The 19404-nt window shown below is 64.4% G+C and carries 17 protein-coding genes; 4 read left to right on the top strand and 13 right to left on the bottom strand.

Going from position 1 to position 19404, the window contains the following annotated elements; genetic code table 11:
* Nucleotides 1-9: 9 nt before the first annotated feature.
* The 9 genes from HAV18_RS32255 to HAV18_RS32215 form a co-directional block, all read right to left on the bottom strand.
* Complete coding sequence (locus HAV18_RS32255; RefSeq protein WP_166964112.1) at nucleotides 10-1002, bottom strand: type II secretion system F family protein; 993 nt, start codon at nucleotides 1000-1002, stop codon at nucleotides 10-12.
* 4 nt (nucleotides 1003-1006) lie between these two features.
* Nucleotides 1007-2008, bottom strand: a complete 1002-nt coding sequence (locus HAV18_RS32250; RefSeq protein WP_166964110.1) for a type II secretion system F family protein — start codon at nucleotides 2006-2008, stop codon at nucleotides 1007-1009.
* Nucleotides 2001-3368: a CpaF family protein gene (locus HAV18_RS32245; RefSeq protein ID WP_166964108.1), complete on the bottom strand. Its 1368-nt coding sequence runs from the start codon at nucleotides 3366-3368 to the stop codon at nucleotides 2001-2003. Before HAV18_RS32245 ends, HAV18_RS32250 begins: the two co-directional genes overlap by 8 nt.
* A 3-nt stretch (nucleotides 3369-3371) precedes the next feature.
* On the bottom strand, nucleotides 3372-4646 hold the full coding sequence (locus HAV18_RS32240) for a fimbrial protein (RefSeq protein WP_166964105.1): 1275 nt from the start codon (nucleotides 4644-4646) through the stop codon (nucleotides 3372-3374).
* A gap of 60 nt (nucleotides 4647-4706) precedes the next feature.
* A complete protein-coding gene (locus tag HAV18_RS32235) occupies nucleotides 4707-6035 on the bottom strand; it encodes a type II and III secretion system protein family protein (protein WP_166964103.1) in 1329 nt (442 codons plus the stop codon).
* A gap of 65 nt (nucleotides 6036-6100) precedes the next feature.
* Nucleotides 6101-7033, bottom strand: a complete 933-nt coding sequence (gene cpaB / locus HAV18_RS32230; protein ID WP_166964101.1) for a Flp pilus assembly protein CpaB — start codon at nucleotides 7031-7033, stop codon at nucleotides 6101-6103.
* Between the two features lie 86 nt (nucleotides 7034-7119).
* Entirely contained in the window at nucleotides 7120-7566 is a 447-nt protein-coding gene (locus HAV18_RS32225) for a TadE family protein (RefSeq protein WP_166964099.1), read from the bottom strand.
* A complete protein-coding gene (locus HAV18_RS32220; RefSeq protein ID WP_166964097.1) occupies nucleotides 7563-8063 on the bottom strand; it encodes a prepilin peptidase in 501 nt (166 codons plus the stop codon). Before HAV18_RS32220 ends, HAV18_RS32225 begins: the two co-directional genes overlap by 4 nt.
* A gap of 114 nt (nucleotides 8064-8177) precedes the next feature.
* Nucleotides 8178-8387 (bottom strand): Flp family type IVb pilin, encoded by a 210-nt coding sequence (locus tag HAV18_RS32215; protein ID WP_166964095.1) that lies wholly within the window; start codon nucleotides 8385-8387, stop codon nucleotides 8178-8180.
* 677 nt (nucleotides 8388-9064) lie between these two features.
* On the opposite strand from HAV18_RS32215, the gene HAV18_RS32210 reads away from it, so the two are divergent.
* The 4 genes from HAV18_RS32210 to HAV18_RS32195 all read left to right on the top strand — a co-directional run bounded on the left by HAV18_RS32210 (nucleotide 9065) and on the right by HAV18_RS32195 (nucleotide 14656).
* The gene (locus HAV18_RS32210) at nucleotides 9065-10741 is read left to right on the top strand and encodes a collagen-like triple helix repeat-containing protein (protein ID WP_166964093.1); all 1677 of its coding nucleotides are present in this window, start codon (nucleotides 9065-9067) and stop codon (nucleotides 10739-10741) included.
* A 40-nt stretch (nucleotides 10742-10781) separates the two neighbouring features.
* Nucleotides 10782-12203: a collagen-like triple helix repeat-containing protein gene (locus HAV18_RS32205; protein ID WP_166964091.1), complete on the top strand. Its 1422-nt coding sequence runs from the start codon at nucleotides 10782-10784 to the stop codon at nucleotides 12201-12203.
* A 144-nt stretch (nucleotides 12204-12347) separates the two neighbouring features.
* The gene (locus tag HAV18_RS32200) at nucleotides 12348-14033 is read left to right on the top strand and encodes a ShlB/FhaC/HecB family hemolysin secretion/activation protein (RefSeq protein WP_166964089.1); all 1686 of its coding nucleotides are present in this window, start codon (nucleotides 12348-12350) and stop codon (nucleotides 14031-14033) included.
* A gap of 161 nt (nucleotides 14034-14194) precedes the next feature.
* Nucleotides 14195-14656 carry a DUF2147 domain-containing protein gene (locus HAV18_RS32195; protein ID WP_166964087.1) on the top strand — a complete coding sequence of 154 codons (462 nt, stop codon included), beginning with the start codon at nucleotides 14195-14197 and terminating at the stop codon, nucleotides 14654-14656.
* A gap of 117 nt (nucleotides 14657-14773) precedes the next feature.
* On the opposite strand, the gene HAV18_RS32190 is transcribed toward HAV18_RS32195, so the two are convergent.
* From HAV18_RS32190 to odhB, 4 genes are all read right to left on the bottom strand, one after another.
* Nucleotides 14774-15184, bottom strand: coding sequence for a transposase (locus HAV18_RS32190; RefSeq protein WP_166964085.1), 411 nt, complete (start codon nucleotides 15182-15184; stop codon nucleotides 14774-14776).
* Between the two features lie 144 nt (nucleotides 15185-15328).
* A complete protein-coding gene (gene zapE, locus HAV18_RS32185; protein ID WP_166964083.1) occupies nucleotides 15329-16426 on the bottom strand; it encodes a cell division protein ZapE in 1098 nt (365 codons plus the stop codon).
* Nucleotides 16427-16524: 98 nt separating this feature from the next.
* Nucleotides 16525-17955, bottom strand: a complete 1431-nt coding sequence (gene lpdA, locus HAV18_RS32180) for a dihydrolipoyl dehydrogenase (protein ID WP_166964081.1) — start codon at nucleotides 17953-17955, stop codon at nucleotides 16525-16527.
* 81 nt (nucleotides 17956-18036) lie between these two features.
* Entirely contained in the window at nucleotides 18037-19311 is a 1275-nt protein-coding gene (gene odhB / locus HAV18_RS32175) for a 2-oxoglutarate dehydrogenase complex dihydrolipoyllysine-residue succinyltransferase (RefSeq protein WP_166964079.1), read from the bottom strand.
* Nucleotides 19312-19404 lie beyond the last annotated feature (93 nt).

The following is a 19404-nucleotide window of genomic DNA, read 5'->3' as shown; positions in this document are numbered from 1 at the left end:
CTTCCACCGTCAATGGCGCGACGACAGCGCATGCGTCACCGCCAGCAAACCCGGTCCGGCCGTCACGATCAGCAAGGCGGGCAGCAACGTCAACACCATCACGCCAGTCATCTTCACGGTCAATCGGCCGATCCGTTCACGCAACATCGCACGACGCGTCTCGCGCAACCGGTCGCCGAACTGCTTGAGCGGCTCCTGCACCGCACCGCCATGCTTGTCGACCTGGACCATCAATCGCACGATCGCGCGCAGATCCTCGTTGTCGAATCCGCTGGACAGGCGCTGCAACGACTGCTCGCGCGTCCGGCCTGCCGCGAACTGGCGCTGTGCAATTCCCATTTCCGACGACAGTACCGGCATCATTCCGCGAAAGTCGTTCGTCACGACCTGCAGGCTCTGATCGAGCGACAACCCGACGCCCTGCAACAGACGCAGCATGTCGACGAGCAACGGCAGTTCGTCGATCACGCTCTGCCGCCGCGCCGCCGCGCGGCGCTGCACGTACAGCTTCGGCAACATGAAGCCGAGCCCGAAAGCGGCAAACATACCGATCATCCACATGCCGCCCTTCATCCGCCCGCTCGCGAAAATCGCGAACAGCAGCGGCAACCCGATCCCGCACGCGACCCGGGCGCTCAGGAACAACCCTCGCGTGCGCGTATCGACGTAACCGCATTGCTCGAGCAGGCGGCGATCCTCTTCCGCGACAACGTATTTGCCGAATCCGGTTTCGAGCCAGCGCACACCAGCCGCCGACAGACGATCGAGAATACGTTCGACGCGCTGGCCCCGACGTACGTCGGGCTTCGCTGGCGCATCGCCGTCCGGCGCCGTCCGCGCTTTCGCTGCTTCGAGCGTGGCCATACGCCGATCGAGCGCATCGACAAGCGCGCGCTCGGCGCGCGTCGCCGCACTCGCGCGCAACAATGCAATCATGCCGAACAGCAGCACGCCGAGTGCGCCGCTCGCCAGGGCAATCGCTCCGATCTGAGTCGCTGTCATAGCATCACCTGAGCCGAGCCATTCGATACAGCCAGACACTGCCGGCCAATTGCAACAGGAACGCGAACATGAGAAGCGTCCGTCCACCCGGATCGTTCCACATCCCGTGCAGATACTTCGGATTGGACACGATGATGAAGCTGCCGATCCCGATCGGCAACATCACGAGCACAAAGGCCGACAACCGCGTCTCCGCCGACATCGCAGTCAACTCGCGCTCCGCCTGTTCGAGATCGCGCATGAACACGGCCATGCGTTCCAGCATCACATCCGCGCGGCCGCCGTACTTGACCGACAATCGCAATACGGAGCCGACAAGTTCGAACTCCTCAGTCCGGTAAATTTTCGCGATGTGCATCATTGCGCGATCGATTTCGACGCCGCCTCGCAGCATCCTCGACACGTGGTCGAGACAGCCGCGAAGCGGCTCCTCGGTCGTCTGCAGCGCGGACTGGAACGCCGCCGGCACGCTGTTGCCAAGCGTGACGAGACGCACGATCCCGTCGAGGAACGACGGGATCTGCCGGACAATCTTCAGCCTGCGCCGCTGAATTCGCGATGCGAGCCAGACCCCGAGAATCGAACAGCCGCACGCAAGCGCCGCGAAGCACGCGAGCGTGCCACCGCGATTGCCCGCGAACGCCGCGATCGCAACCAGCACGACGAGCGCGACAAGCGTCTTGCCGCGTGCATCCTCGATGCCCGCGCGACTTTCAAGGTTCGTCAGATACTCGGATGCCGTCGCATACCAATGCTTCCAGAACGTGTCGGACGATGCGCTCCGTGCCGCACCTGGCTGCGTCGGCACCGCGCGCGCGGCCCCTGCCGCCGATGGCCGTGCTGCCTGCGCGGCGACACCGGCACGTGCGCCGGGTTCAAGCCGGCTGTCGATAAAGCGCTTCGCGTCGGTCCGTACGCGCCGGGTTTCCGCGTGACGCCACAGCATCATCGCAGCCGCGACGCACAGCATCGCGAAGGCCAGCACCCAAACCATCGCGCTATACATTGAAGCCCCCGCCGCGACCGAACCCGCCACCACCGAAGCCGCCGCCATACCCGCCATCGCCAAACCCGCCGCTCGTCAGCGTCTGACGGAAACGCGCGAGCTTCGGCGAATGCGGATGAATGCCGAGCGTTTCCCAGTGATCGACTTCCTCGCCCTCCGCCGTCACACGCGCTTCGTAGCGGTAAAGCTCCTGTGTGGCGATGATGTTGTCGGACAGCCCGGTCACTTCGGTGATCGACAGGATCCGCCGCCGCCCGTTCGACAGGCGACCGATCTGCACGATGAAGTCGATTGCGTTCGCAATCTGCCGGCGCAGGCTCGACTCGGTGCCCTGGAAGCCCGCGAAACCGGCAAGCATCTCGAGACGGTACAGGCACTCGCGCGGTGAACTTGCGTGCACGGTACCCATCGAGCCGTCGTGACCGGTGTTCATCGCCTGCAGCATTTCCAGCACTTCGCCGCCGCGCACTTCGCCGACGATGATCCGGTCCGGGCGCATCCGCAGCGTATTGCGCAGCAGGTCGCGAATCGACACGACGCCGGTACCGTCGAAACCGCCCGGACGGCTCTCGAGACGCACGACGTGCGGGTGGTTCAGCGACAGCTCCGCCGTATCCTCGATCGTCACGACACGCTCGATCTCCGGAATGTGGAACGCGAGCGCGTTGAGCAGCGACGTCTTGCCGGAACTCGTGCCGCCCGACACGAGAATGTTGCAGCGCGCCTCGACCGCCGCCTGGAGCAGCGTGTTGATCTCTTCGTTGAACGTCCCGTTGCCGAGCAGATCGGACGGCTTCAGCGGATCCTTGCGGAATTTCCGGATCGATACGACCGGGCCGTCGATCGACAGCGGCTCGATCACGACGTTCACGCGGCCTCCGTCGGGCAGCCGTGCATCGACCATCGGGTTCGACTCGTCGAGACGGCGACCGATCGGCGCAAGGATCCGACGCACGATCCGCAGCAGGTGCGCGTTGTCCGTAAAGCGAACCGGCAGCTTCGCGAGGATCCCGTGACGCGACACGTACACGTCGTTGTAGCCGTTGATCAGGATGTCCTCGACCGCCGGGTCCGCGAGCAGGTCCTCGATCGGCCCGAAGCCCGCAAGCTCCTTCGTCAGGGCTTCGGCGATCGCCCGCACCTCGTTCTCGTTGAGCGGAATGCGGCGCAGGCGCACGAAGCTGTCGATCTCGAGATCGACAAACTGGTTGATCGCCTGTCGGGACCATCGGCCGAACTCGGCGCCCAATTCTTCGATGCGCGTCAGCAAATGTTCATGCGCGGCATTCTTGATGTCATGGAATTGCTGCGTCTGGGGGAACGGCGCTGCGCCGTCGGCGAATTGAATGTCGTGTGCCATCGCTTACGACCGCTTGGACGAGGGTTGAATGAAGCGCTTCAGCGCGGACAGGCCGGATGCCGGACGCGCGGCGGACGATCTGACCGACACGCCTGGCAGCCGCGCGGCGAGCGACTCGAGCGCACGCACGTACGGGTCGCGCTCCGTCATGTCGACGATGAGCCGGCCCTGGTTTGCCGCATGGCCGATCGCGACGCGGCGCGACGGCAACGTACCCACCAGCGCCAGGCCGAGACGTTCGGCAATCTGTGCCGGCGTCAGATCAAGTGCGGGATCGTACTGGTTGACGACGAGCCGTACACGATCGGTGTCGACACCCGCATCACGCAGCCCGGTGAGCAGATCGGCAGCGGACACGATCGACGCGACGCCCTGATCGCAGACAAGCCACGCTTCATCGGCCGAGTTCGTAATCTGCGCAACGAACTCGCGGTTCGAAAAGCCACCGAGATCGACGATCTGCTGATCGAAGAACGCGCGAAACCGGTTCAGCAATCCGGCACATGAAGCATACGAAACGTCGCGCAGCCCGCCGAGATCGGCCGGCAGCGTCGTCAATGCAACGCCGCTCTCATGCCGGGTCAGCGCGGTGTTGACGAAGGTCCGGTCGATTCGGCGCAGGTTGTGAACCGCATCGATGAAATGAAATTCGCAGCGGGTATTCAGGAACAGCGCGCCGTCGCCTGCCGGCAGCCCCAGGTCGACGAGCGCGGTCTGGCGGCCGGCCGGTGTGCCGCCATTCGACTCGCCGCCCGCCGCCGGGCTCACCGCACGCTTCTGCAGCAACACGGCAAGATTCGCTGCGAGCGTGCTCACGCCCATGCCCGCACGGGCACCGAGCAACGCGACGAGCTTGCCGTGACGACTTGCCGGCTCGCCGACGTTCGCGAGCAGCCCGCGCGTCGTGCGCAACGCATCCTCCGCCGCGGCCGACACGTCGATGAAATCGCGCACGCCGGCGCGCAATGCGGCGAGCGTGCTCTCCGGCTGGGCAAGTGAGCCGAGCGCGACAATCGGCAGCCCCGGATGGGATGCGCGTACCGCCGCGGCTGCCACGCTCGCCGCCGTGCTGCCGCCTGAAAAATCAATGAAGACGAGCGCGGGATTGAGACCCGTGATGCGCTGCGCGAGCACGCCCGGCTCAAGTGACGCCGCCTCGACCGCACCGGCCGATATGAGCGAATCCGCCAGCCAGCGGACATGCGCCTCCTGTTGCGATGCGCAAACGAAATAGTCTGTCACGGCGGGTTCACACAATGATTGGATTCGCGCGTTCATGTTGAACACCCCCGATTACGCAAGGCGTGACGATACGTCGCGACTCGCGATGCATCGCACTCATTTCGAAAAACCCGGAGCCGCATCCGGCGATGCCGCTCCGCCCAAATACGATTTCCAGACCGGCCCGTCACGCTGCTCGGACAGTTCACCGGGCGTCGCGGGCAATACCGCTCCCTTCGCGATCGGCGCGACGAGATGCGGCGTCACGATGAACAACAATTCCTTGTCGTTCTGCTGATAGTTCAGATTCTTGAAGAACGTACCGATGATCGGCAAATCACCGAGCAGCGGCACCTTGCTTACGTTCGACATCGTCTGGCGATCGATCAGGCCGCCAATCACGAAGCTCTCGCCGTCGCCGAGCTCGACCGTCGTGTCGGCACGGCGCGTCGTGATCCCCGGCACCGCAACGCCGCTGATCGTCACGCTATTCACGTAATCAAGCTGGCTCGATTCGGGCGCAACCTTCAACGCGATCCGCTGCGGGCTCAGCACCGTGGGCGTCAGCGACAGTCCGACACCGTACTGCTTCCACTGGATGGCGGTCGAGCCGAGCCCTTGCGGCGACGGCACGGGAATCTCGCCGCCGGCGAGGAAGCTCGCGCTCTGACCGGACAACGCGACGAGCGTCGGCTCCGCGAGCACGCGGGCGAGATTGTTCGATTCGAGCAGCGACAGGTCGGCGAAGATCCCGCGTCCCGCGGCATTCACGACCAGATTGAACGCGGACGAAACGGGCGAACCGAGGGTAGGAATGTAGCCCGCCGTGCCGGGGGACCCACCGTTATACGATTGCACGCCGCCTGGCGAGAACGATCCGAACGAAAAGCCGTTGCTCTGCTTGAAGAAATTGAACCCGACCTGCTTGAGCACCGAGCGGCTGAATTCGACGACCCGCACGTCGACCTGCACGACACTCTTGCCCGCGATCGTCGAGCGATCGATCACGGCGCCCTTCCCGCTCATGTTCTTGCCGACCGCGGCCGCACGCGCATGCGCATCGAGCGTCGCCGACGAGCCCTGCAGCACGGCCGTGCCACCGTATGCATTCACGCGCGGCGTGGAACCGTCGAGCACCGCTTGCGCTGCCGCGTCGACGACCTCGACGTTCCAGACGGTCGGGTCCTCGTGACCGCGCTCCCACAGCATCACATTCGTCGCGCCAGGCGCTTTCGCCGTCAGCAGCACGGAACCCGAGCGGCTGCCCTTCATGATCAGCACGTCGGCGATTGCCGGATCGCCGACCGCGACGCGCTGCAACGTACGGCCCGCCGAAAGCTGCCGCTGCGCGCCGACCGCGAGCTCGATCGTGCCGCTCGCGCTCGCAAGCGATGCGAAAGTCATGGTGCAGATGGCAATCGCGAATGCAATCAGTGTGTTTTTCATTGTTTGGTAGACCGTCACGCGGCCCTTTACTTGTCGTCGCTGATATCGATGGCCGTCGATGTCGTTCAATAGGCAACCGTTTCCGACCGGCCGCCACGGATCACTTCGATTCCTCCCCCGCCGCCCCCGACCGACCGTACCGCCGGCGGCAGACGCGATGGCAGCGGCGGCACGTTCACGTTGGCTACCGGGGTTCTCGGTGTGCCGGACAGTTGCTGCAGTGAGACGCCCGCGGCGGCGAGCGCCGACGGCGACAGCTTGTTGTCGGTACGCATCGCGACCGTCTGCATCGCAAGCTCGTCGTCGCGCGGGTTGCGCAACGCGAAAGTGAGGCGTCCGCTCGCCTCGCCAAGCGTCAGCGCATCGACTTGCGCGGTCGGCACCGCAAGCACTGCGATGCGGGCACCGGAAGGTTGGCCGTTGTTGCCATTGGTGGTGCTGCCGCTGTCTCGATCGGGTGTCGCGTCACCAAACGACAGCACGCGCACCTTCGACAACAGCAGCCGCGCCTGCGTCTGCGAAACCTCGCCGTCAAGCATCGTGCCGCCGCCTTCTCGCTTCAGATTCAGGAATACGTCGACGAAATTGCCGGGCCGCAGCCGGTTGCCGACCGCATTGGTTTCGTCGACCCGGACGGCGACCGCACGCTCACCCGGCTGAACATCCTCGGCAAGCCCCGACACCAGCGCCCCCGCGACGACCGGCGACGAAGCCGCAATATCCGCTGCCGGCACCCGGCCCACGAGCACAGACGGATCGGCAAATGCGCCCGTCGGCACCGGTGCGGTCTGCCTGATCTTCAATGCGTCGGCCGTAATCGGCTGGCCGGCGGGCAACACGCGCGTCGCAATCACGACCGGAACCGGGCTTGCCGCAACGGTTTGCTGGACAGGCGCGGCATTCTGCGTGCCACGTCCAAGCATCCACGCGTAGATTCCGAGCAATACGGCGATTGCGATCAGCAGTCCCGCGATGATCTTCGTTAAATTGTTGGCCATGTTGTTGTGTGGATGCCGGAATGAAAGTCCGATAGGTTTCTGCCCGATTCGCGTGTCAGCGTGCCCGTCGCGTCACGATAAGTACTTCATAGGATCGACTGCGGAATTTGCACGACCGCCGTACTCGTCAACGGTTGACTCAGTATGCTTCCCAGGAACGGCATGGTCGTTATCCAGTCCTTGGGGGTGTAATTCACCGTGACCGACAGGCAGTACAACGACGGCGGAACCGACGTGTCGTAACTGCACTGCGGTGCCGCGACTTGCGGCGTACCGACATTCAGCCAGGCCACGACGCTCTGTGCCGTCGTCGTTGCGTTCGTAATACGCGCGGCAAGACTGGGGGCGTAAGCCAACCCGGCCCGCGCACCTTCGCTGGCAGCAAACGTCACGCTCTGCTGAATCGTGAATATCATCCCGAAAGCCACGATGCCGTAGAAAATCACGAACAACAATGGAAACACGATCGCGAACTCGACCGCCGTCGCACCACGCTGCCGACGGCGTCCACGCGGCTGCATCTGTCGTTTCATCGCACGCCCCCTGTTGCGACAAGAAAGACAACCCATGCGGCAGCCGGTGCCGTGAGGCATGCCGCATAGGGTGTTGCACGGTATTTGCCAAGCGCCATTGCCGGCTGGCCCCGTTGCCACAACGCGCCGATCGACGTGCGCGACAGCAGCATCAGGGCCAATGCGTGAATACCGGCGGCAAGACTGGCGGCAATCCAGATCCACAGAAGCGCATGTACGCCGCACCACACGCCGATCGCCGCAAAGATCTTGACGTCCGCCGCACCCATGACGCGCAGCAAGAAAAGAGGAAAAAAGGCGACCAGCCCGACCAGCAAGCCGATCATCGCCTGTGCCGGGAGAATGCCGAACGGACCAGCGTTGAAATACGCTCCGCCCAGGCCAAAGAACATCCCCGCCAGGACGAGCGAATTCGAAACGCGCCGATAACGGATGTCGCTGGTTGCGACGAACGCAGCCCAGACCAGGAACACCCCGCTGAAAATGAAATGTGCCATCGCACCGCAACCCGCGATAAATGTCGCGGAGGGCGGACTGCCAACGACAATCCGCCCGCCGCAACACCAAGACGACTCAATGTTTCGAGGTCGTGCTGACTAACGTCAGGTGGGTTACTTAAAGATGGTGGCAGCCGTGCAGTTCGTGGCCGTCGTCGGGGCACTAATACATGACCCGAGATTCGTGAACATATTACCGAGACTCGTGCCGATGTTGGAAGCACCCGCCAGAATCGCGACAGCGATAAGACCCGCAATCAGCCCGTACTCGATCGCGGTAACCCCGTTGTTTTCCCTAAGGAAACGCTTGATGATTGCTTTCATTTTATTCCTCGTGCCTGTATTTACGTTCTTTGGCCTTTTATACGTATACATCCCCGCATATCTGGCCGTTGCCCCGCGCTGTTCGCCACATCTGCTGCAACGACAACCAGGTGCACTTTCTTTATAGATTGCCCCGAGGGGCATGGCTCACCATTTGATGCAAGTTAACATTCGCGATAGTGACCCTCCTCGAACGTTGTGTACCGAACCGTACATTTCCTTACATCTGCTCCGGATTCTATATCCGATCCTATTTAACTTCCAACCTCTTTTAACGGCCTGGATCGAAAAAAATGACCAGGAGCACAGCGTATTTGTACGGCGTTTCGGTACGACTTACACATAGGATTTACGATAGGTTAGATGTGCACACCTAATCCACCAGTAAAACAATTGCCTCGTCCACCAAGCCTGCGCGGCCTCCACGTTACGTCGCACGCGTAACGCCAATGTTGTGACGTTACGTTACGAAACGCTCGAAACCGTTCTCATTCGTCTGCACTTAAACAGATTCAACAATCTTTCAATTTCCATAACCTCCTTTTCCGACAAGGAATTGCCCCGTTTAAAACCTGTTGTCGAACCGTCGGGCATCGAAATGGCACGACAGTTGCAGAGTAGTCCCCGCACCACTCAACACAACGAAGTTCACAACACATTTTTAATGCGAGGACAAAATGGACATTAAGGTTATCCCCCATGGCGTGTTCCGGACGACTCTGATCGCGGCCACCGTTGCAGCCATGCTTTCCCTCTCCGCGTGCGGCGGCTCCGGTTCCATCAGCCAGGGGCTTGGCGGCGGCTCGAGTTCCGGTGGCGGCGATACGATCTCCACGTCGGGCACGAGCGGAACCTCTGGTTCGAGCGGTACGTCCGGCACCAGCGGAACCTCGGGCACGAGCGGCACCTCCGGCACCAGTGGTACCTCTGGCACGAGTGGTACGTCCGGCACCTCCGGCACCAGCGGTACGTCCGGCACGAGTGGCACGAGCGGCACCTCGGGTGTGTCGTCGAACGCAGTGGGAACTGTCCTCGCAAGCAGCAGCAACATCGTGACGGGTGTCGGCGGAACCGTCTCGGGTCTCGGTTCCGTCATCGGCAGCCAGTCGCTGCCGGGCGTCAACCCGGCCACCACGCAAGCCGCAGGCGGCATCGTGCAGAGCGTCGGCGGTGCAGTGACCGCACTCGGCAATGGCCTCGGCAACGGTCTCGGCCAGCTCGGCGCAACGAAGGATCCGCTCGGCACCACGCTCGCCAGCACGGGCGGCGTGGTCAACCAGCTGGGCGGCGCAGTCACGCAGACGGGCAACCTGGTCACGAGCCTCGGCAGCGGCCCGCTGTCGCCGCTCGCACCGGTCACCGGCGCCGTCGGCGGCCTCGTGTCGACGCTCGGCGGTGCCGTCTCGAACGGCGGCAACACCCTCACCAACGCACTGTCGACCGGTCCGATCCAGCAGGTCACGCAGACGGTCAGCTCGGCCATCACGCCTATCACGACGATGGTCGGCCAGACGACCCAGACGATCGGCTCCGCGACCGGCCTCGGCGCGCCCGTCAACACGCTGCTCGGCACGGTCGGCAACGGCCTGAACCAGGCCGGCGCCCTGCTCGCGTCGGCGGGCGGCAACCCCGTCACGACCGGCCTTGGCAACACGGTCTCGTCGACGGGCAACACCGTGAAAGCCGTCGGCGGCCTGCTCACGGGCGGCACCGGCGGTGTGACCAACCCGCTCGCACCGCTCACCGGCCTCGTCTCGACGGTTACCGGCGCACTCGGTGGTGCAACAGGTGGCGGCAGCGGCCCGCTCGCCCCGGTCACCGGCCTCGTTTCGACGGTTACCGGCGCACTCGGCGGCGCAACGGGCGGCGGCAGCAGCCCGCTCGCCCCGGTTACCGGCCTCGTCTCGACGGTTACCGGTGCGCTCGGCGGCGCAACGGGTGGCAGCGGCGGCCCGCTCGCCCCGGTCACCGGCCTTGTCTCGACGGTTACCGGCGCACTCGGGGGCGCAACAGGCGGCAGCGGCGGTCCGCTCGCGCCGGTCACCGGCCTCGTCTCGACGGTCACGGGCGCGCTCGGCGGCGCAACGGGCGGTACGAGCGGTAGCCCGCTCGCGCCGGTCACGGGTCTCCTCGGCGCGGTGACGGGCGCACTCGGCAGCGCCACGGGCGGCGCAGGCGGCGGCAGCCCGCTCGCCCCGGTGACGAACGTGGTGTCCACGGTAACCAGCACGGTCGGCGCGCCGGCATTGACCGGCGGCACGGGTGCCGTCACGAACTCGGGTTCGTCGTCGAATCCGCTCGCGCCTGTCACGTCGCTGATCGGCGGCCTGCTCGGCGGCACGCACGGCAAATAAACCAAGATCCATCAATCGACAAGACAGCGAGGAGTCAAGCATGTCCCAGCAACGTTCCCTCACGACAGCCGCGCTGCGCCAGTGGCGCGTGCCCCTCACGGCCTTCGCCGCAGCCTGCCTGCTGGCCGCCTGCGGCGGCGGCGGCGTCAGCTCGCCGCCGACCAGCAGCAACAACAACCCCAGCAGCACGAGCGGTACACCAAGCACGAGCGGCACCAGCGGCACGCCCACCGGCACCAAGGGTGTCGTCAGCACGGTTGGCCAGACGGCCACCGACCTCGGCAGCACGGTCGGCAACATCAGCGTGCCGGGCCTCGGCGACGGTGTGACGAAGGGTGTCGGCAGCACGCTCTCCAGCACCGGCACGATCGTCGGCGCAGCTGCCGATGCCGTGAGCAACGGGCTGGGACAGATCGGCACGACTAAGGATCCGGTCGGCACGACTGTCGCGGGCCTCGGCAATGTGGTCGGCGCGACGAGCAACACGGTGGCCGGCCTGAGCTCGACGGTCAAGGCGCTCGGCACGGGGCAACTCGCGCCGCTCGCGCCTGTCACGACCCCGGTCGGCACCGTGCTCGACACGGTGGCCAATGGCTTGACGGCCGCCGGCACGACGATCGGCTCGACGCTGTCGTCGGGCGCCGTGCAACAAGTCACGCAGCCGCTCAGCTCGGCGATCACGCCGCTCGTGATCACCGCTGGCCAGGTCACGCAACAGGTCGGCACGACGACCGGCCTCGGCCAACCCGTCTCGGGCCTGCTCGGCCAGGTCGGCGGCGCGATCAGCTCGGCCGGCAAGCAGGTCGGCGGCACGTCGAGCCAGCCGCTCGTCGGCGACGTCGGTCAGCTCGTGACCGCGGTCGGCAACACCGTGACCAACGCGGGCGGCCTCGTCAACCCGAACGGCCCGAACGGCGCGGCACCGATCCCCGGCCTGATCACGAGCCTCGTCGGCGGCTCGACTGCGACCGTACAAAACGGCACGTCGTCGGGTTCCGGCTCGACGAATCCGCTCGGCGGCCTGCTGTCGGGTCTCGGCTCGACGCCGCTCGGCTCGCTCACGGGCGCACTTGGCGGCGCGACCGGCGGTTCGGGCAGCAGCCCGCTCGCGCCCGTCACGGGCCTCGTGTCCACCGTTACCGGCGCGCTGAGCGGTGCAGCGGGCGGTAGCGGCGGTCCGCTCGCCCCCGTCACGAATCTCGTATCGACGGTCACGGGCACGCTCGGCGGTACAACGGGTGGCGCAGGCAGTGCAAACCCTCTCGCGCCTGTTACCGGTTTGCTGAATACTGTCACCGGAGCAGTTGGCGGCGCAGCAGGGTCAGGGGGAGCGAGCCCGCTCGCGCCGGTCACGTCGCTGGTCGGCAGCGTCACGGGTACGGCAACGTCGGGCGGCGGCTCGACGGGCCTGCTGGCACCGGTAACGGGGTTGCTGGGTACGCTGGGTAGCGTTGGCAAGTAAGGAGGACGGTCGCACCTTTGCAGCCGGAGCGGATGGCGCGACCGTACAAACACAACCGGCATGGCGGCACGCGGCGCGCGGCACCCTGGTGTCGCGCGCCGGCATTACAAAGAAGACGAAAAGCAAGGCCAACGAGGAAGAACAATGAAATCCAGACTCGACAGATGGATGATGCTGCTCGCCATCGCGGCAGCAGGCACGGCACATGCACAAACGCGCGTTGGAGGTAACCCGCTCGACTCCCTGCCCCAGATCAACGCGCCGAAAACCGGCCCGAACGTGACCGTGCAGGTCGCACCGCAAGCGCCACAGTTGCAGGAGCTGCTGTCGCGCCACCTGACGCCGACGACGTTCCAGGTCGAAGGCGTGAAGTCCGTGCCGTTCGAGGAAATCTCGCGTCGCTTCACCCCCCTCGTCGGCAAGGACATCACGATCGGCGATCTGATCGAAACCGCCAACGGCGTGACGAAGCTCTACCAGGATCGCGGCTACGCGCTGTCGTTCGCGTTCGTTCCCGCGCAGACATTCGAGAACGGCGTCGTGCGCATCACGGTTGTCGAAGGCTATGTGTCGGACGTGAAGGTCACCGGCAAGCCCGGTGCAATGGAATCGAAGATTCGCGCGATCGCAGCGCATATCACCGACGATCGCCCGCTGCGCCGCGCGACGTTCGAGCGCTACGTGAACACCTTCGGCCTGTTGCCCGGCCTCACCGTGAAGGCGAACGTGCCGCCGCCGCAAACCACCGACGGTGCCACGACGCTTGAACTCGCGGTCGACCGCAAGGCATTCAACGTCAGCACCGGTATCGATTTCAATCACCCGGGCGTACAGGGCCTCATCACCGCGACCGAAAACGGCCTCACGAAGTTCGGCGAGCAGTTGAGCATTTCCGCGCTGGCGCCGCCGGGGCGCGACAAGCAAACTTATTTCGCATTCAGCGGCGCGGTACCCGTCGGCAGCAGTGGCCTGATCACGCGCCTCGACGCAAGCACGTATCGCGGCAAGCCGACCGACAATCCGGGGCTGCCGTCGTACGTGCAGCGTACGGTCAAGAACGAGAAGCTTGGTCTTTCGGCCTCCTATCCGATACTGCTGAACAACCAGCGCAGCCTGCTCGGCACGGTGTCGGGCTACGCGGCGCACAACGAGGACAACTACCAGAACCAGATCAACGGTGCGACCCTCGACAACCGGTCGCAGGTTCGCGTGCTGCAACTGCAGCTTGACTACACGAACGTCCAGCCGAAACAGGTGCGAAAGTTGAGCGTCAACGTCGCCAAGGCGTTCGACATTCTCGGCGCATCGAAATCGCAGGTCGCGCAGGCGAACGGCTCGACGATCACGTACGCCGATCCGACATCACTGACCTTCGTCCGTACCGGCGCGACCTTCACGCAAACCAATGAATGGCCGTTCCGGATCGGCACGTCGGTCTCGCTGACCGGGCAATACAGCCCCGACTCGCTGCCGACTTCCGAGCAGATCTCGTTCGGCTCGACGCGCTACGCGCTCGGCTATCAGCCGGGCGAAGCGTCGGGTGACTCGGGATGGGGGATGTCGCTGGAGGTCAACCGTGGCTTCACGCCGGGCTGGACGTATATGAAATCCGTCACGCCGTACATCGCCTACGACATGGCGCGTGTGTACCTGCATGCAGGCACGCCATCGCCGAACCGCATGTCGTCGGTCGGTATCGGTGTACGTTTCACGGACAGCCGCTTCTACAGCCTCGACCTGAACGTCGCGAAGCCGGTGGGTGACGCGCCGGTCGAAAGCGCATCACGCAGCCCGCGCATCAACGCCGCATTCTCGTATCAGCTCAACTGATCGGTCACCAGACAGCCCGCGCCACGCGGGCTGTTTCGATTAGAGTCCCCTCTATCAAACGTGGCGTGCGGTTTCACGTATTCTGGCGAAGCTCGCAACATGCCCGCCCCATGCAGACGGTCGTGCGGGCAAATCGAACACGACATACAAGGAGGACGACAATGATTCAACTGACCCGCCCGTTGCGTGCAATCGCCGTTGCCGGCGCACTGCTCGCCTGCGCAGCCCCCACGTTCGCACAAGCCGACAATCCCATCGGCATGTGGCAGACGATCGACGACAACACGCATCAGCCGAAGGCACTCGTGCAGATCGCCGAGGACGGCGACGGTGCGCTGACCGGCAAGGTCGTCAAGGGCCTCGGTGCGAACGATACGCCCGATCGCCGCTGCAGCGCCTGCACGGACGAGCGCAAGGATCAGCTCATCAAGGGCATGACGATCATCAAGGCAATGAAGAAGGAAGGCGACCACTGGGACGGCGGCAACATTCTCGACCCGGAGAACGGCAAGGTCTACAAGTGCAAGATGACGCTTGAAGACGGCGGCCAGAAACTCGTCGTGCGCGGTTACATCGGCGTGTCGCTGCTCGGCCGGTCGCAGACCTGGGTGCGCCAACAATAACGCGGCTCGCGCTGAAACGCGCAGCTCAATGAAAAAATCGGCCTGACGATTTCGTCGTCAGGCCGATTTTCTTTTGGTACGTTGCGTCGCCGCAAACAAGACGGCAAACAGCGGACATCATGCCGCCTGCTTCATCGCGCCCGGCGCATAGCTGCCCGGTGTGCGACCCACGGGTGCCACACCGCTACGCGCCTCCGCTGCTTTCGATTGCGCATGCTTGCGCATCCGCACGGACAATTCGTTGCACAGGTTCACGCCCGAGTCGCCATAGAGCTCGCGCATCACGTTCAATAACGTGCCCGTCTCGTGCCAGACCTTGAAGCGGCGATGGCAGGTCTGATACGAAGGGTAACGGCGCGGCATGGCCGACCACGTTGCGCCGCTGTAGATGACCCAGAGTACGCCGTTCAGCACGGCACGCGTATTGGCCAGCGGCCGGCCGCGCAACTCGGTGCGCGGCTGCATTTCGGGCAGAAGCGGCGCGGCGCAGCGCCACTCGTGGTCGGTCAGATCGCGATACGGTGTCATGGACATCTCCAGCCTTGGTAACCATGACACAACGATATCGGCTCACCTCAACAATGAATATAAGACAAATCCGAAAATACCCTGAGATCACGCCGATTTGACCGGAATTGACGTTTGAATCCCGCCAATTGCCGGAAATCGCACTCAGGTCAGCGACGTATCGACGATGCGGCGCGGCGTTTCGATGTATTCCTTCGACTGCATCTCGACGATTCGCGAAACCGTACGCGCAAACTCGTTGGCCATCGGGCCTTCGACGTACAGTTGCTCCGCCGGCACCGCCGCAGACATCAGCAACTTGACCTTGTGGTCGTACAGCACGTCGATGAGCCAGGTGAAGCGGCGCGCCTCGGACGCCATCCGCGGCGACATCTGCGGCACCTCGGACAGCACGATCGCGTGGAAGCGGCTCGCGAGTTCGAGATAGTCGTTCTGCGAGCGCGGGCCGCCGCACAGCGTCGCGAAGTCGAACCATACGACGCCGTCCGCCTTGCGCAGCGCCTTCAGCTCGCGCTTCTCGATATGCAGGAGCGGGCTTTCGTCGGGTACCGCCGCGAGCTTCGCAAATGCATGGCGCAGTTCGCGATCGGCGTCGGCGCCGAGCGGCGTGTGATACATCTTCACCTGCGCGAGCGTGCGCTGCCGATAATCGACACCCGCGTCGACGTTGAGCACGTCGAGCTTGTCCTTGATCAGCGCGATCGCCGGCAGCATGCGGTCGCGATGCAGGCCGTCCGGATACAGGTCGTCGGGATCGTAGTTGGACGTCATCACGAACTGCACGCCGTTGTTGAACAGGCGGTCGAGCAGACGATACAGGATCATCGCATCGGCAATGTCCGACACGTGGAACTCGTCGAAGCAGATCAGCCGGTAGCGCTTCGCGATGCGCCGTGCGAGTTCGTCGAGCGGATCGGCCTGCCCTTTCAGTTCCTCGAGCTCACGATGCACCTCGCGCATGAATTCGTGGAAATGCAGGCGCGTCTTGCGCTGCACGGGCACGACCGCGAAGAAGCTGTCCATCAGGAAGCTCTTGCCGCGACCGACGCCGCCCCACATGTAGACGCCGCGCGGGAGATCGGGATGATTGATCAGCTTCTTGAATGCGTTCGAGCGGCGCGCCTTGTACTCGACCCATTCGTCGAAACATTGCTGCAGGCGATCGACGGCCGCGCGCTGCGCGGGATCGGACTGATAGCCGCGCGTGGTCAGTTCGCGCGTGTAGTATTCGGTGACGTTCATCGGGCAAACCGGAAAAAACGAAGGCGGACGGGAACCCCCGCCCGCCCTCGTCATGAGACGGCTGCGCCGGCCGGCGGCCGGCAGGCGCTATACCGTGCTCAGCTGTTCAGCGAGCGCTTGTCGACGGCGAGCGCCGCTTCGCGCATCACTTCCGACATCGACGGGTGCGGATGGCAGATACGGGCGATGTCTTCCGACGCCGCCTTGAATTCCATCGCCACCACGGCTTCGGCGATCAGGTCCGACGCGTTCGCGCCGATCACGTGCACGCCGAGCAGTTCGTCGGTCTTCGCATCCGCAATCATCTTCACGAAACCGTCCGGCGCGTTCATGCCGAGCGCGCGGCCGTTGATCGAGAACGGGAACTTGCCCGACTTGATCTCGCGGCCTTCCGCCTTCAGCTGCTGCTCCGTCTTGCCGACCCATGCGATTTCCGGGTACGTGTAGATCACCCACGGAATGCAGTTGTAGTCGATGTGCGGCTTCTGGCCGTCGATCACTTCCGCGACCAGCACGCCTTCATCTTCCGCCTTGTGTGCGAGCATCGGGCCGCGCACCACGTCGCCGATCGCGTACACGTTCGGCACTGCCGTGCGGCAATGGTCGTCCACGTCGATGAAGCCGCGCTCGTTCGCCTTCAGGCCGATTGCCTCGAGGCCGAGGTTGTCGGTGTTCGGTACGCGGCCGACCGACACGATCAGGCGGTCGGCGTCGAGCGTCTGCGCGTTGCCGTCCTTGTCCGTGTAAGCGATCGACACGCCGTCCGCGGTCGTCTTCACTTCGCCGATCTGCACGCCGAGATGGATGTCGAGGCCCTGCTTCTTGAACAGCTTGGCCGCTTCCTTCGCGAGCGCTTCGTCAGCTGCGCCGAGGAATGCCGGCAGCGCTTCGAGCACCGTCACTTCAGCGCCCAGGCGACGCCACACCGAGCCGAGCTCGAGGCCGATCACGCCTGCGCCGATCACGGCGAGTTTCTTCGGCACCGCGTCGAACGTCAGCGCGCCTTCGTTGTCCGACACGATCTTGTTGTCGACCGGGATGCCCGGCAGGTGACGCGCCTTCGAGCCCGTCGCGATGATCACGTTCTTCGCGGTGACGACTTCGGCTTCACCCTCGCCGCTCACTTCGATCTGCACGCCGGCGTCGGTCTTGCCGGCGAACTTGCCATGGCCCTTCAGCCAGGTGATCTTGTTCTTCTTGAACAGGAACTCGATACCGGACGTCATCTTCTCGACGATCGCGTCCTTGCGGCCGATCATCTTCGCGATGTCGATCTTCACGCCGTCGGCGGTGATGCCGTGGTCGGCCAGGTGGTGCGACGCGTTCTCGAACTCCTCCGACGAAGCGAGCAGCGCCTTCGACGGGATGCAGCCGACGTTCAGGCAGGTGCCGCCGAGCTTCAGCGCGCCGGCCGGGTTCTTCCACTTTTCGATACAGGCAACGGTCTTGCCGAGCTGCGCGGCGCGAATCGCGGCGATGTAGCCGCCGGGGCCGGCGCCGATCACGACGACGTCAAATTCCTTGGACATGACAATCCTTTCTACTTGTACGCCCGCGGGTTCGCGCGTGTGCGCGAACCCGCGGAGCGGGTCAATGCAGTGAGACTCGGCTTACAGGTCGAGCAGCAGGCGGGCCGGATCTTCCAGCGCATCCTTCATCGCGACGAGCGACAGCACGGCTTCGCGGCCGTCGATGATGCGGTGGTCGTACGACAGCGCGAGGTAGTTGATCGGACGGATCACGATCTGGCCGTTTTCGACGACCGGACGCTCCTTCGTCGCGTGCACGCCGAGGATTGCCGACTGCGGCGGGTTGATGATCGGGGTCGACAGCATCGAGCCGAACACGCCGCCGTTCGAGATCGAGAACGTACCGCCCGTCATTTCCTCGATCGACAGCTTGCCGTCCTTCGCCTTCTGGCCGAACTCGGCGATCTTCTTTTCGATGTCGGCGAGGCTCAGCTGATCCGCGTTGCGCAGGATCGGCACGACGAGGCCACGCGGCGAGCCGACAGCGATACCGATGTCGAAGTAGCCGTGGTAGACGATGTCGTTACCGTCGATCGACGCATTGACGAGCGGGAACTTCTTCAGTGCATGGACAGCGGCCTTCACGAAGAACGACATGAAGCCGAGCTTCACGCCATGTTCCTTCTCGAACTTGTCCTTGTACTTGTTGCGCAGTTCCATGACCGGAGCCATGTTGACTTCGTTGAACGTCGTCAGGATCGCGTTGGTCTGCTGCGATTCGAGCAGACGCTCAGCGATACGCGCACGCAGGCGCGACATCGGCACGCGCTGTTCCGGACGGTCGTTCAGCCAGGTCGTTGCCGATGCCGGCACCTTCACTTCCGGCAGCGACGGCTTCGCAGCGGCAGCCTTGGCCGGTGCGGCAGCCGGAGCAGCCTTCGGTGCGCTGCCAGCGGCCAGCGCGTCGCCCTTCGTGACGCGGCCGTCGCGGCCCGAACCTGCGACGTCGCCCGCCGACAGGCCCTTCTCGGCCAGCAGCTTCGATGCGGCCGGCGATGCGGTGGCCGACGATGCCGTTGCGGCGACCGGCTGTGCAACCGGCGCGGCTGCAGCAGGCGCTGCTGCCGGCTTGACTTCGGCGGCGCCCGCCGCGGCTTCGGCTGCACCTGCCTTCGCTTCGGTGTCGATCGTCGCGATCAGCTGATCGGCAACAACGGTGTCACCGTCGTTCTGCAGCACTTGCGCGAGCACGCCCGCGGCCGGTGCCGGCACTTCGAGCACGACCTTGTCGGTCTCGAGTTCGATCAGGATTTCGTCCTGCGCGACTGCTTCGCCCGGCTTCTTCTTCCACTGCAGCATGGTGGCTTCCGAAACCGACTCCGAAAGCTGGGGGACTTTGACTTCTACGATAGCCATGTGATTTTCCTGGATGCTTAATCTGGGGTGTGACGAGGTTCGTGCGATCCCTTCGGCCGGTGCGGCGCGCCACGCGCCAGGCGGGCCAAAAGA

This window comes from Burkholderia sp. D-99 (assembly GCF_011605345.1).
In the GTDB taxonomy this organism is placed as follows: Bacteria; Pseudomonadota; Gammaproteobacteria; order Burkholderiales; family Burkholderiaceae; genus Burkholderia.
The sequence above is the reverse complement of the archived record's forward strand: the minus strand, read 5'-3'. Positions and strand labels throughout refer to the sequence as shown.